Here is a 14,775-nt window from a genome sequence, read left to right as displayed (position 1 = left end):
GGACACGAGAGTCAGCTCCTGGTTTTCACGGAATCGACCGGGTGCTCCGCCCCGGCCGTGAATTGGGCGCCGCGCGACAGGCGCTTGGCTTGATACATCGCCGCATCGGCGGCATCGAGCAAGGCCCCCGGCGTGGCACCATGATCGGGAAAAACCGCAATGCCGATACTGAGCGAGGTCACCACACTGGTGTCGCCCGGCAACGCGATGGGCATGTCCATGCTGGCGAGGATCTTGTCGGCAATCCGCTCGGCATCTTCGACCTTGTGCAGCGGCGTGAGCAGAACCGCGAACTCGTCACCGCCCAGTCGCGCCACCAGATCCTCTTCGCGCAACTGTGTGCGAATGCGATTGGCCACGGCGACCAGGACAGCATCACCCGCAGCGTGACCGAAGTTGTCGTTGATCCCCTTGAAGCGGTCGCTGTCGAGAAACAACACGGCAACGCGTTCATTGTGTTTGCCGGCATTGCGCAAAGCGCGGATCAACCGCCCTTCGAAAAAGGCGCGGTTCGGCAGACCGGTGAGGCTGTCATGGCTGGCCTGGTGAGCGAGGGTTTCGTTTTCGTTCTGCAGATGGCTTTGCCAAGATTCCAGCTCGTCAAGCAAGGCATTGAAGTCATTGCCGAGGTTGTCGAGTTCGGCGATCTGCGCTGGCGGCACGCGGCGATCCAGCGCGCGTTCGCTGCGGGCGGCGTGGGCCACATTGGCCAGACTGCGCAGAGGACCGGTGATCGCGCGTAACTGGCGGCGCGCCAGGTAGAGCGCGACCCAGGCGCTGATCGCGGTACAGAGGATGATCCCCGCCAGACCACTGAGCAGAAAGCGCATCAGGCTACCGCCATGACCAGTGAGCAATACGCGACCGATTTCACGGTCCTGATGCTCGATCGGCAGGCTGATGGGTTTTTCCAGGACGGCGCGGGTGATCTGCATTTCCAGCTCAGAGAACAAGCCGTTTTCCGGTCGCTGCCAATGCGCGAGCAGTTGTCCCTGGCTGTCCAGCACCTGGGCATCAGCGACCTCTTCGGCGGAAGCAATCAGCGCCAGCGATTCGTTGGCGGCCGTCTTGTCGTTGAACACCACCGCAGCTTCCACGGTGTAGCTGATCGAACGGGCGATCAAGTGCAGGTTATGGTCGGCGTAAACCCGTAACGCCAATACACCGAGCAATGTCAGCGAAACACTGGCCATCGCCACGCCCACCAGCGCAACAATCAAATGCCCTCGGCCGATGACCGACCCCAACGTCGGGCGTTTTTCCGCTCGGAACAGTTTCATGGCGCCGCCGGTTTGCGACGCGACAATTGCAGCACGCTTGGATGAATACGCACGCCGCTGCGGGCAACAGAGTCGAGGTTGACCTCGAAAGACACCTGTTCATCGCCAACGCGTAGACAGAACAGACTGCCAACCGTGCACTGATCGCCGCCTTCGCTGATGCTCAGCACCGGATGACCGATCAGTGAAGCGAACAAGCGAGCGCGTTCATCCACCGTGAGTTTGCCGATGTACACCGCATCGCAGTCGCTGACGATGGCCGGGTTGTCGGCCAGCAGGCGACGTACGGTCACCGGCCGGCCGGTGGCTTGAGTGGTGCCTTTGACCAGATCATCGGTGTATTCGGTGGGGCCGACGATGCACAAGCGCAATTGCGCCGGTTCCACCGGCCAGCGCGCGTAGCTGAGAATGCCAAGAACAACCTGAGTGACAGATTTGGCCCGTTGTTCGGCCATGCCCGTCGGCGCTTGCGACTGTGCGACAGCCGCACCCGTCAACAACCAGAGCAGACCGACAAGCAACGCGTGCTTGCAGACAACTACGCGCTCTGTCGCCCAGACAGACACCTTCATGCAGGGATTCTCTTGGATCGTAGCGAAATGATGCCGCAACGATAGCACAGCACTGGAACGCCAGCGAGACAGCGACCCCTGACCGGTCGGTCAGTAATCGCCGTCAATCGTCTGGATTTTCACCCCCGAAGCACGGCGCCCTCTTCCAGTTCCAGCATCAGCCCACTCAGGCGTTTGACCTTGCGCTGCACTGCCTCCTCGAACACCCCCGGGCGGGATTCGATCAGGGTGAACCAGTGCTTGGCGCGGGTGATGCCGGTGTAGATCAATTCTTTGGTCAGCACCGGGTTCAAGGCATCCGGCAGGATCAGCGCCGTGTGGGCAAACTCCGAGCCCTGGGACTTGTGTACCGTCATGGCGTAGACGGTTTCAACGTCGTTCAGGCGGCTGGGCAGTACAAAGCGCACGCCGCCCTGGCCGTCGTTGCGCGGGAACGCCACGCGCAATACCGGTTTTCCCGCGTCCGGCCCTTCGCGCTCGGGCAGCTTGAGAGCGATCCCGATGTCGCCGTTCATCAAGCCCAGACCGTAATCGTTGCGAGTCATCAGAACCGGACGGCCTTCGTACCATTGCTGATCGTTTTCAATCAGACGTGCTTTGAGCAATGCGGCGGTAATGCGTTGATTCAGGCCTTCGACACCCCATGGCCCTTTGCGCACGGCGCACAGCAACTGGAAAGTGTCGAAAGCTTGCAAGACTTCGCGGGCCCAAACGACCCAGTCCGGATGTTCGAGGGGCCGACCCGAGGGTGGGCGCTGATCACGCAGCACACTCAGATAATGGCGGTAACCCTGCGGGCCGTCGCCGTGCCCTTCCAGCAGCAGGCGCTCCAGCTTGTGATCCTGTTCGCCCTTGAGCGGCAACGAATACACGTCGTCATAGTGTCCGGCGGTGAGCAACTGACGCGCTTCATCCGGCAACTGTTGATTGACCCGACGCGCGAGCTGACCGATCCCGCTGGCCTCGCCGAAGCGCCGGGAGTGGCGCAGCATGACCACTTGCTGGGCCAGCGGGTGGGCGCCTTCGACGTCTTCATGCAAGCCGCTGCCCTGCAACGACTCACCGCTGACCGACTCCAGCCACTGTCGGGTCTGCGGGCTGTACCAGCCACCCTCGGCGTCACGGCACAAATCCCCCAGCACAGCGCCGGCCTCCACAGAGGCCAGTTGGTCCTTGTCGCCCAACAGAACCAGGCGTGCATGGGGTGGCAAGGCATCGAGCAGATTGGCCATCATTTCCAGGTCGATCATCGAGGCTTCGTCGACCACCAGCACATCCAGTGGCAAACGATTGCCGGCGTGGTGGCGGAAATGGCGGGTGCCGGGACGGCTGCCCAGCAGACGATGCACGGTGGTGACGTCACAAGGAATCTTCGCCCGCACCTCTTCGGTGACTTTCAGCGACTGCACCTGTTGGCTGATGGACTCGGTCAACCGCGCCGCGGCCTTGCCTGTCGGTGCCGCCAGACGAATCCGCAGCGGATGACCGGTAGCGACTGCGGGTGCTTGCAGCAGGGCCAGCAAACGTACGACCGTAGTGGTTTTGCCGGTCCCCGGACCGCCGGTGACGATGCTGAATGCACCACGAGTGGCAAGGGCGCAGGCGAGTTTCTGCCAGTCGATCACCTCACCCGTTCTCGCTGATCCGAACAGTTCGTTCAAGCGCTGCGGCAGATCGTCCGGTGTTGGTTCGACTTGCTGCAGGCGCTGGCGCAACGCCGTATCAATGCGCCGTTCGTAGGTCCAGTAGCGTCGCAGATACAGACGTTTGCCCGACAAGACCAGCGGGCGTTGCTGTGCGAAATCGCTGGTATCCGCCGCCAGCGCGACCAAAGAGCTGCCGGCCAAAACCTTGCACCAGTGAGCACCGTCGAGCGCCTCAAGCAATTGCGACGGCAGCAACAGCACACCGCCTTGCACGTCGCCTTCGGGGGGCAGCGACAGCGCGAAGTCAGGAGCCTTCAGGGTTTCGTACAGATCAAGACAGACATGACCGTGGCCCAGTTGATGGCTGGTCAAGGCGGCAGCCAGCAGCACCAGCGGATCCGTATCACGCTCAAGTTCGTGCAGGAACGCGACGAACGCTTTGTCCAGCGCACGTAACCAACCACGCTCGACCCAACGAGTCAGCAATATCAACAGGTCAGCGGCGCTAGTCAGCGGCGAAAGCCTCGACAGGCTGTCGGCTGCCAACGGCGTGGGGAGCAAATCGGCAAAGGTGCGGCTCATAGCAGGACTCCCTGTTCCCAGGCGGGTTCGGACTTGGGTTCAGGTTTTCCTTGAAACATACGGTCGAGACGCTCGATCAGTTCACGGGGTGGACGGGCGAAATACACACCACGACTGTCAGCACGCGTGCCACGCAGGAACAGATACAACGCGCCGCCGACATGTCGGTCGTAATCGTAATCAGGCAGCCGCGCCTTGAGCTGGCGATGCAACGCCAGCAGGTACAACACGTATTGCAGGTCATAGCGGTTGTCGAGGATCGACTGTTCCATGGCCTGCTCGGTGTAGGCCTGATCATCCACACCGAGCCAGTTGGATTTGTAGTCCGCCACGTAATAACGGCCATCATGTTCAAAGGTCAGGTCGATGAAGCCTTTGAACATGCCATTGAGTTGCACCGGTTCGGCTGCCACGCGGGCCACGCCCCTGTGCGTGTGCTGACGCACCAGTTCGTCGAGTTTGACTACATCGACTTTATGGCTGGCGAACCAGAACTCCATCTCGACCCGATACTGCTTCAGTTGTTCGAGTACAACCGGTGGCTGCCCGCCGGCAATCGGCAGTGGCGATTTGAGCAAATGCTGCAACCAGTCACTCAAGGTGGTGATCCAACCCTCCCAACCGCGCAGGTTGCAGCGTCGGGCAATCGCATCCTCCAGCGCCTCGCGGGAAACGGCGAAGCCGTCATCTCCGGCCCATTCCAGCAAACCGTGGAGAAACGTTCCGGGATTGGGGCCGCGCGGAAAGCGGTGAATATCGGCACCGCCGGCAATGATTTCCCGTGGAGCATCGGGGTCTAGGCGTTCGTCATCAAACAGCTTTTGCGCTTGCGGGCTGTCTGGTGCTTCATCGCTGCCGCCACTCAACACATCGCTGATGCGCAAAGCGCTGTAGGAGGCGATCCACCAGTTTTCGCTGGCCTTGCGCTTGGGCAACAGTGTGGCACTCAGCACGGCGTCATTGCGTGGCGGCTGGTAATGCTCGTCAGTGGGTTGGGGCATTTCATCGATATGGATAGCCGGGCAATCCTGTTGCAGATCTTGCAGCCAGCGTTTCAGTTCGCTGGACTCGCCAAGCGATGCGCCACCACCAAGCAGATAACCCAGCGCCGAGAGGTGCAGCACCGAGCTGTTGTTATTGCCCCGCTTGAGATCCGTCACGCCTAACCAGCAGGCATGTTGTGCCCGAGTCAACGCAACGTAGAGCAAGCGCAAGTCTTCGGCCAACCGCTCATCGTCCGCTTGCGCTACCAACTCGGCAGTTGGTTTCAAACTCACCTGAGCCTTGCCCTCTGCATCGTGGTAATGCAGAGGCAGGCGACTGCCATCCACGGGTTTTGCCGAACAAATGAACGGCAAGAACACCAATGGATATTCCAGTCCTTTGGACTTGTGGATGGTCACGACCTTGACCAATTGCTCATCACTTTCCAGACGCAGAATCTGCTCTTCGCCGGCCTGGCCAGACACTGCCAGCAGTTCAGCCAGATGGCGAATCAGCGCTTGTTCACCGTCCAGCTCCGCTGCTGCTTGCTGCATCAATTCCGACAGGTGCAAAAGGTTGGTCAGGACACGCTCGCCATCGGTGCGCGTCATCAAGGTTTGCGGCAGATGGAAGTCGTGCAGCAGGCGGCGCAACATCGGCAGCACGCCTTGCTTGCGCCATAGCTCGCGATAGCCACGGAACTGCATGACCCGGGTTTCCCAGACCAGTTCGTCCTGGTTCAGACGTTCCAGTTCGGCCAATGGCAGGTTCAGGGTGATGCAAGCCAATGCCGCTTTCAGGGAGCGTTCGACATCCGGCTCGGCACAGGCCTTAAGCCAGGACAACAGGTCGTGGGCTTCTTGTGCCGCGAATACCGAATCCTTGTCCGACAGATAAACGCTGCGCACGCCACGGGCGGCGAGTTCTCCACGTACGGCCTGGGCCTCTTTACCATCGCGCACGAGAATCGCGATGTCGGACGGCCTCAGGCCTCTGAAATCTTTGCCGTCCTGAATGAACCCTGCGCTAGCGTTTTGCCCACCATTGAGCAGCGAGGTGATTTCGCTGGCGCACGCTGCCGCCAACTGCTGACGATAGACCGCACCTGACAGTGGCTGGTCGGTGGACAAGAGCCAGACATTCAACGCCGCGACAGCTTGCCCGGCAACTTGCAGCTGTTCCTTGCGACCTTGAGATTCGACGGGGAGGAACGGCACCGGGTTGTCGCCGTTTTTCTCGCGGAACAAAAACGCTCCGCGGCCCTGCTCTCGGGACTCGGCGCGTGCGAAAACATGATTGACCGCGTTGACCATGCCGTGGCTGGAACGGAAGTTGGTGCCCAGCGTATGCAGCCGGCCAGTGGTGGCCTGACGCGCGCGCAGGTAGGTATAGATGTCTGCACCACGGAAAGCGTAGATCGCCTGCTTCGGATCACCAATCAGGAACAGGCCGGTCTCAGGACTGTTGTCTTCGATGCGATAGATACTTTCGAAGATTCGGTACTGCACCGGGTCGGTGTCCTGAAACTCATCGATCAGCGCGACCGGGAACTGCTCGCGAATCAACGTCGCAAGACGTTCGCCTCCGTCGGATTGCAGAGCGGCATCCAGGCGCAACAACATGTCGTCGAAGCCCATCTCGGCGCGACGCCGCTTCTCTTCTTCAAAGCGCGCGCCTACCCATTTGGCGGCATGTTGCAGCACAGCGGCATCAGGAGTGGGCAATGCATCGAGGCTCGACTTGAGCTTCGGCATCGCGTCCAGGCCGGGGTGACTGGGAGCTTGGCCTTTCCACGCTTCGGCCATCCCGTCGGGAGTCAGTCGGGTGAAACCGGTGCCGATATCCAGTTGCTCCAGGGACTCATCTTCGGCCCATGCCTTGAGCTTTTCGAACCACGGTTCGAAGTAACGCGCCTGCATCTTGCGACCGTCGACAGTTTTGCTCGCAACACCTTGATGACAGATGGCGAGCAATTCGTCTGCCCACTGACGCCATGGCCTTTTCAGCTCGATCAGCGCGGCACGGCGTTCTTGCAGACATTCATCGATCAGCTCCGCAGGCGCCTTGCCCTCGTCGCTGTCACGCTCGCTGGCAAACAGGCCGCGCACCCGAGGCAACAACGCCGCCGGCCCACCCCAATTGCTGCGAACCCAATTCAAGGCATCGCCCTGCATCGGGTAACAGAACAGCCGCCAGTAATCGCGCAGCACTTCGCCGAGCAACTCGCTGTGATCGGTTTCCAGGGATTGGGTGAACAAGCTGCCGCTGTCGAACGCATGCTCACGCAGCATGCGCTGACACCAACTGTGGATCGTCGAGACAGCTGCCTCGTCCATCCATTGCGCGGCGACATCGAGGCGGTTGGCGCAACCGGGCCATTGTGGGGAGTCGAATTGATCACGCAATTCGGCGATCAGCGCGTCGGGCGCAGGCGTTTCGTCACGAAAGAATCGCGCGGCCTCAGCCAGACGCGTGCGTATGCGCTCACGCAGTTCCTTGGTCGCGGCATCGGTGAAGGTCACCACGAGAATCTGTGGTGGCAACAATTCTCGGCCGAATCCACTCGCCTCGTCACCATGCCCGAGGATAAGCCGCAGATACAAAGCCGAAATGGTAAAGGTTTTACCGGTACCGGCACTGGCTTCGATCAACTGGCTGCCCTGTAGCGGGAATGCCAGTGCGAGGGGTGTCTTGGTAATCATGCGCGAGCCCCTTCGGTGGACAGCGAACGCCAGGGCGCTTCAAACAACGGGCGATACAAGGCGTCACACCAACCGGAGAACGTCTCTTCGGCAAGCAATGCGTCAAAATCGGCAAATTGCCGTGACAACGCAGGGCTCTCGCGGCGCTCGCCTTCGCTGGTCTGCCCGTCACCTTCATAGGCTTTACGCGCGGCCGCTTCGGCCTTCAGCGGGTCGCTCTGAGCGAGCCACGCGAAGGCAGTTTTTACCGCGATCGGCAGTGGCTGACGCATCCCGGCCTGCCAGGCGAGGAGCAAATCGCCGAGGAAACGTACCGCTCGATCCGGCTCCATCGGTTCAAGCAGCAGCGTGTCATCGCTGGCCACCAATGCGGTGCTCAGGGAAAGTCCACTGGCGCAGGCCACCAGATGATTGACCCAGGGTTTGATCAGACGATGCCATTTACGGCTTTTTATCGAGCCAATGCTGTTGGGAATGGTCGTGACCGACAACAGGCCTCCGTCAGCACGCTGATGCAAACCGGCGAGCCAGCCTTCGAGTCGCAAGCCCTGTAATTCAAGGTTGACCGGCGTGGCACTGCTCAACGGGGTCGGCCACAGTGTCAGCAGTTGCTGATAACGCTGCAGTAGATCCGGCAGAGGTTCGATCAGCTCTCGTTGCAGGCACTCGCCAAAACCCGCCATTGGCAACAGACCGCTGTTTTGCAGACGTCGTGCCTGGGCAGTCAGCGCCTGTTCGACATTGTCCGGTTGCCTGAGAGCAGCTTCGAGCAGGCTGTCGCTGAGCGTGTAACGCTGCAATGCGTCCAGCACGAAGGGCTCTTCATCGGCCAGGGGGGCTTCGGCCGCTTCGAAATACACTTTGAGACGTTGGGTAAAAAAGTGCCGGACCGGGTTGCGCAAAAAGTCCTGCAACAACGCCAGGCTCAGCGGCTCATCTTGTACATAAGGCGTCAGCACCTGCGCTTCGTTTTGAGACTCATGCTGTTGATGCAGAACCTGCCATTCGCTGGCATAGCTGAAGAGTTGATCGCCCTCATGAAAATAGCGCGCACTGAACGGCTGCAGCGGGTGCTCTTGCGTCATGGCACTCAGCAGATCGCGGTTTTCATCGAGCAATCGCCAACCGCTGGCGAGGTGATCGCGCAGTTGGCCAATCAACACGGAGGCTGGTCGCTCACTGTTGTCGCGGATGCTGCGTCCCACCCAACTGATGTACAGCTGATTGCGCGCCGACAAAAGCGCCTCAAGCAAAAGATAACGGTCATCTTCACGTCGTGAGCGATCTCCCGGACGGTAGTCGCTGCCCATGAGGTCGAAGTCCAGCGGCGGCTGTGCGCGTGGATAGTCGCCGTCGTTCATTCCCAGCAGGCAGACCAGTTTGAACGGTATGGCACGCATGGGCATCAGCGTACAAAAATTCACGGCACCGGCCAGAAAACGCTGAGACAAACGCCCCTGGTCCAGACCGGCGAGCCAGGCTTCACGAACCACGGTCAGTGGTAGCTCATCCGCCAGACCTACGGCGTCACAGGTTTCCAGCCAGGTTTCGCGCAGCTCTTCGAGTTGGGTCAACAAGTAGTCGTCATGCTCGTTACTGGCCTTGAAGAACAGTTGCATCAGGGCCTGCAAACGGTATCCCCACTCCTTGGGTTGAGCGGGTTGGGTGAGCTGTTGGTGGGCCAGTTCCAGCGCATCGAGCAGAGCGACCAACGGCCCGATCAGTGCGGCGTCGAGTCCGCCGATCTCATCGTAGGGTTCAATCCCTTCGCATGCATTGGCACTGCCGACGGCGTAGCCCAGAAGCATGCGACGCAGGCCGAAATGCCAACTGTTTTGCTCAAGCTCGTCGGGTAAACCCAGACCCGCTCGCTGCTCGGCATTCATGCCCCAGCGCACACCCGCGCCTTCGATCCAGCGATGCAGTGTCGGCAGGTCGCGCTCCTCCACACCAAAGCGCGCGCGGAGTGCAGGAACGTCGAGCAGGTCGAGAATTTCACTGACCGGGAAACGACTGTCGGGAAGCTTGAGCAGGTGTTCGACCGCGATCAGCAGTGGATCACGGCCACGTTGTCCCTGGTCCGCCAATGTGAAGGGGATAAACCGCGAATCATGCCGGTCAAGCTGACCAAAAACCGCGCGGATATGCGGAGCATAGCTATCGACGTCAGGCACCATGACGATCACATCGCGCGGACGCAGATCCGGGTTGGCACTGAAGCGTGCCAGGAGCTGGTCATGCAGTATTTCGACTTCACGTTGAGCGCTGTGGGCAATATGAAAGCGGATCGACTCGTCCTGTGCCAGATCGACAGCAGGCCAGTGCTCACGGGTTTCATTGAGTGGGCGCAACTCCAGGATATCGTCCTGTAGTTGATTGAGCAGATTGTGCGGCTGAGTTTCGCTGAACAGGTCTATGCGGCCGTCGCGAAAAGCCGCCCGATAGCTATTGGGATCGTCATAACTGTCGAGCAGGTTGATGTAGTCCCGGCCCTGTTTGCCCCACGCAGCCAACAGTGGATGGGCGTGTTGATGCAGTGTTTCAGGATCCAGCACTGCTGGCATTCCGGTCTTGCGCGATTGCCGTTTGTATTGATGCCGCAGCAGATCCTTGTCGGCGACAATATCGGCCCAATGGTGCCGGCACGGGTTGTGTACACACAGCAGAACCTGACTGAAACGTGCGAGCCCGGCCAGCGCTTCAAGCACTTGGGCTGGCAGCGAAGAAATCCCGAAAACGATCACTCGCGAAGGCAATCCCGCAGGTGCTTCGTTGAGGTTATTGATGCGTTCGAGAAACCGTTGATGGACGCCAGCACGACTCTGCGCCATGCCCTGTTCGCCTACGTCATCCAGCAGCGCGCGCCACAGTTCTGCCTGCCAGCAACTGGTCGGGGGCAGTGGTTTTACTTCACCTTTGACAGTGCGCAATTGATGCCGGCCTTCGGCCCAGTCTTCCAGCCAGTCGGCCCGGTACACCTGATATTGGTCGAACAGATCCGCCAAGCGTTCGGACAATTGATAGCGCTTGCGCAGGTCGGTGTCATGGGTAAGGAAGCGTTGCAACGGCTCGAAATGCGGGCGATCAATGACCTGTGGCAGCAGACGCATAAGGCGCCAGGTCAGCGGGGCCTTATCGAGCAGGGATTTGGGAGGAATTTCATCTCGACCCAATACCATGCGGTAAAGCTGCCACATGAAACTGCCCGGCAGTTGCACATCTATCGCGGCAGCAATACCGCAACCTCCGAGGTCGTCGTCCTCTGGATCTTCAGCCAAGGCCAGTTTGAGCCACTGGGCAATACCGTTGCTCTGCACCAGAGCGATTTCGTTTTCCAGCGGGGCCAGTGGATAGCGCCGCATTATGCTGATCACAAGGCTGCGCAGTTCATCCAGACTATTGCTCTGGACCACCATGAATGCAGCGTTGAGGGACTGGGCGTCCGGCATAAGGGTTTCCTTGGAGAAGTACAAAAGCCAGGGCAGAACCTTAGCATTGTCGACAGGGTATGACAGCCGGACGACATCCTTGAATGCTGTACGAACTTTCCTGCGGGCAAAACAAAACCCCAACTGCTTTCGCAATTGGGGTTTCGGAATTTAATCTTGACGATGACCTACTCTCACATGGGGAAACCCCACACTACCATCGGCGATGCATCGTTTCACTGCTGAGTTCGGGATGGGATCAGGTGGTTCCAACGCTCTATGGTCGTCAAGAAATTCGGGTACTGACTCGTGACCTTGTGGCCTCGCTTCAGCAAATTGGGTATGTGACAGCTTTCGGTGTTTTGTGAACATCGAACTTTCGGTTCGTTTCGTCTTCACACACCGCAATCTGGTCTCTTCGACGCAAATTGCTTGGGTGTTATATGGTCAAGCCTCACGGGCAATTAGTATTGGTTAGCTCAACGCCTCACAGCGCTTACACACCCAACCTATCAACGTCGTAGTCTTCGACGGCCCTTCAGGGAACTCAAGGTTCCAGTGAGATCTCATCTTGAGGCAAGTTTCCCGCTTAGATGCTTTCAGCGGTTATCTTTCCCGAACATAGCTACCCGGCAATGCCACTGGCGTGACAACCGGAACACCAGAGGTTCGTCCACTCCGGTCCTCTCGTACTAGGAGCAGCCCCTCTCAAATCTCAAACGTCCACGGCAGATAGGGACCGAACTGTCTCACGACGTTCTAAACCCAGCTCGCGTACCACTTTAAATGGCGAACAGCCATACCCTTGGGACCGGCTTCAGCCCCAGGATGTGATGAGCCGACATCGAGGTGCCAAACACCGCCGTCGATATGAACTCTTGGGCGGTATCAGCCTGTTATCCCCGGAGTACCTTTTATCCGTTGAGCGATGGCCCTTCCATACAGAACCACCGGATCACTAAGACCTACTTTCGTACCTGCTCGACGTGTCTGTCTCGCAGTCAAGCGCGCTTTTGCCTTTATACTCTACGACCGATTTCCGACCGGTCTGAGCGCACCTTCGTACTCCTCCGTTACTCTTTAGGAGGAGACCGCCCCAGTCAAACTACCCACCATACACTGTCCTCGATCCGGATAACGGACCTGAGTTAGAACCTCAAAGTTGCCAGGGTGGTATTTCAAGGATGGCTCCACGCGAACTGGCGTCCACGCTTCAAAGCCTCCCACCTATCCTACACAAGCAAATTCAAAGTCCAGTGCAAAGCTATAGTAAAGGTTCACGGGGTCTTTCCGTCTAGCCGCGGATACACTGCATCTTCACAGCGATTTCAATTTCACTGAGTCTCGGGTGGAGACAGCGCCGCCATCGTTACGCCATTCGTGCAGGTCGGAACTTACCCGACAAGGAATTTCGCTACCTTAGGACCGTTATAGTTACGGCCGCCGTTTACCGGGGCTTCGATCAAGAGCTTCGCGTTAGCTAACCCCATCAATTAACCTTCCGGCACCGGGCAGGCGTCACACCCTATACGTCCACTTTCGTGTTTGCAGAGTGCTGTGTTTTTAATAAACAGTCGCAGCGGCCTGGTATCTTCGACCGGCATGGGCTTACGGAGCAAGTCCTTCACCCTCACCGGCGCACCTTCTCCCGAAGTTACGGTGCCATTTTGCCTAGTTCCTTCACCCGAGTTCTCTCAAGCGCCTTGGTATTCTCTACCCAACCACCTGTGTCGGTTTGGGGTACGGTTCCTGGTTACCTGAAGCTTAGAAGCTTTTCTTGGAAGCATGGCATCAACCACTTCGTGTTCTAAAAGAACACTCGTCATCAGCTCTCGGCCTTAAGATCCCGGATTTACCTAAGATCTCAGCCTACCACCTTAAACTTGGACAACCAACGCCAAGCTGGCCTAGCCTTCTCCGTCCCTCCATCGCAATAACCAGAAGTACAGGAATATTAACCTGTTTTCCATCGACTACGCTTTTCAGCCTCGCCTTAGGGACCGACTAACCCTGCGTCGATTAACGTTGCGCAGGAAACCTTGGTCTTTCGGCGTGGGTGTTTTTCACACCCATTGTCGTTACTCATGTCAGCATTCGCACTTCTGATACCTCCAGCAAGCTTCTCAACTCACCTTCACAGGCTTACAGAACGCTCCTCTACCGCATCACCCGAAGGTGATACCCGTAGCTTCGGTGTATGGTTTGAGCCCCGTTACATCTTCCGCGCAGGCCGACTCGACTAGTGAGCTATTACGCTTTCTTTAAAGGGTGGCTGCTTCTAAGCCAACCTCCTAGCTGTCTAAGCCTTCCCACATCGTTTCCCACTTAACCATAACTTTGGGACCTTAGCTGACGGTCTGGGTTGTTTCCCTTTTCACGACGGACGTTAGCACCCGCCGTGTGTCTCCCATGCTCGGCACTTGTAGGTATTCGGAGTTTGCATCGGTTTGGTAAGTCGGGATGACCCCCTAGCCGAAACAGTGCTCTACCCCCTACAGTGATACATGAGGCGCTACCTAAATAGCTTTCGAGGAGAACCAGCTATCTCCGAGCTTGATTAGCCTTTCACTCCGATCCACAGGTCATCCGCTAACTTTTCAACGGTAGTCGGTTCGGTCCTCCAGTTAGTGTTACCCAACCTTCAACCTGCCCATGGATAGATCGCCCGGTTTCGGGTCTATTCCCAGCGACTAGACGCCCTATTAAGACTCGCTTTCGCTACGCCTCCCCTATTCGGTTAAGCTCGCCACTGAAAATAAGTCGCTGACCCATTATACAAAAGGTACGCAGTCACAGAACAAAGTCTGCTCCCACTGCTTGTACGCATACGGTTTCAGGATCTATTTCACTCCCCTCTCCGGGGTTCTTTTCGCCTTTCCCTCACGGTACTAGTTCACTATCGGTCAGTCAGTAGTATTTAGCCTTGGAGGATGGTCCCCCCATATTCAGACAAAGTTTCTCGTGCTCCGTCCTACTCGATTTCATGACTAAGAGATTTTCGCGTACAGGGCTATCACCCACTATGGCCGCACTTTCCAGAGCGTTCCGCTAATCTCAAAGCCACTTAAGGGCTAGTCCCCGTTCGCTCGCCACTACTAAGGGAATCTCGGTTGATTTCTTTTCCTCAGGGTACTTAGATGTTTCAGTTCCCCTGGTTCGCCTCTTGCACCTATGTATTCAGTACAAGATAACCATCTTATGATGGCTGGGTTCCCCCATTCAGACATCTCCGGATCAAAGTCTGTTTGCCGACTCCCCGAAGCTTTTCGCAGGCTACCACGTCTTTCATCGCCTCTGACTGCCAAGGCATCCACCGTATGCGCTTCTTCACTTGACCATATAACCCCAAGCAATCTGGTTATACTGTGAAGACGACATTCGCCGAAAATTCGAATTTCTCAATTAAGAGAACTCACAAATTTTACCTTAGCCTGATCCGTTACCAGTGAAAGTAACGTTCAGTCTATCTTTCTATCACATACCCAAATTTTTAAAGAACGAACTAGTCAAAGACTAGAAATCAACATTCACCATCATCATGATGGAATGCTCATTTCTAAGCTTTATACAAGAGAAGCAGT

5 protein-coding genes and 2 rRNA genes are annotated in these 14,775 nt (G+C 57.8%); all 7 read right to left on the bottom strand.

What is annotated here, in order from left to right; genetic code table 11:
- Nucleotides 1-11: 11 nt before the first annotated feature.
- The 7 genes from dgcN to HU754_RS04895 all read right to left on the bottom strand — a co-directional run bounded on the left by dgcN (nucleotide 12) and on the right by HU754_RS04895 (nucleotide 14,531).
- Nucleotides 12-1,280 (bottom strand): diguanylate cyclase DgcN/YfiN, encoded by a 1,269-nt coding sequence (gene dgcN / locus HU754_RS04925; protein WP_186622994.1) that lies wholly within the window; start codon nucleotides 1,278-1,280, stop codon nucleotides 12-14.
- Nucleotides 1,277-1,852, bottom strand: a complete 576-nt coding sequence (yfiR, locus tag HU754_RS04920; protein WP_093442386.1) for a regulatory sequestration protein YfiR — start codon at nucleotides 1,850-1,852, stop codon at nucleotides 1,277-1,279. The genes dgcN and yfiR overlap by 4 nt, the downstream gene beginning before the upstream one ends.
- Nucleotides 1,853-1,971: 119 nt before the next feature.
- A complete protein-coding gene (recD, locus tag HU754_RS04915; protein WP_186622984.1) occupies nucleotides 1,972-4,080 on the bottom strand; it encodes an exodeoxyribonuclease V subunit alpha in 2,109 nt (702 codons plus the stop codon).
- Entirely contained in the window at nucleotides 4,077-7,766 is a 3,690-nt protein-coding gene (gene recB, locus HU754_RS04910; protein WP_186622981.1) for an exodeoxyribonuclease V subunit beta, read from the bottom strand. Before recB ends, recD begins: the two co-directional genes overlap by 4 nt.
- A complete protein-coding gene (gene recC / locus HU754_RS04905) occupies nucleotides 7,763-11,215 on the bottom strand; it encodes an exodeoxyribonuclease V subunit gamma (RefSeq protein WP_186622979.1) in 3,453 nt (1,150 codons plus the stop codon). The genes recB and recC overlap by 4 nt, the downstream gene beginning before the upstream one ends.
- Before the next feature lie 154 nt (nucleotides 11,216-11,369).
- Nucleotides 11,370-11,485, bottom strand: a 5S ribosomal RNA gene (rrf, locus tag HU754_RS04900).
- A 152-nt stretch (nucleotides 11,486-11,637) separates the two neighbouring features.
- Nucleotides 11,638-14,531, bottom strand: a 23S ribosomal RNA gene (locus HU754_RS04895).
- Nucleotides 14,532-14,775 lie beyond the last annotated feature (244 nt).

It is taken from the genome of Pseudomonas zeae (assembly GCF_014268485.2).
GTDB classification, from domain to species: domain Bacteria; phylum Pseudomonadota; class Gammaproteobacteria; order Pseudomonadales; family Pseudomonadaceae; genus Aquipseudomonas; species Aquipseudomonas neuropathica.
This window is presented reverse-complemented; position numbering and strand designations above follow the sequence as displayed.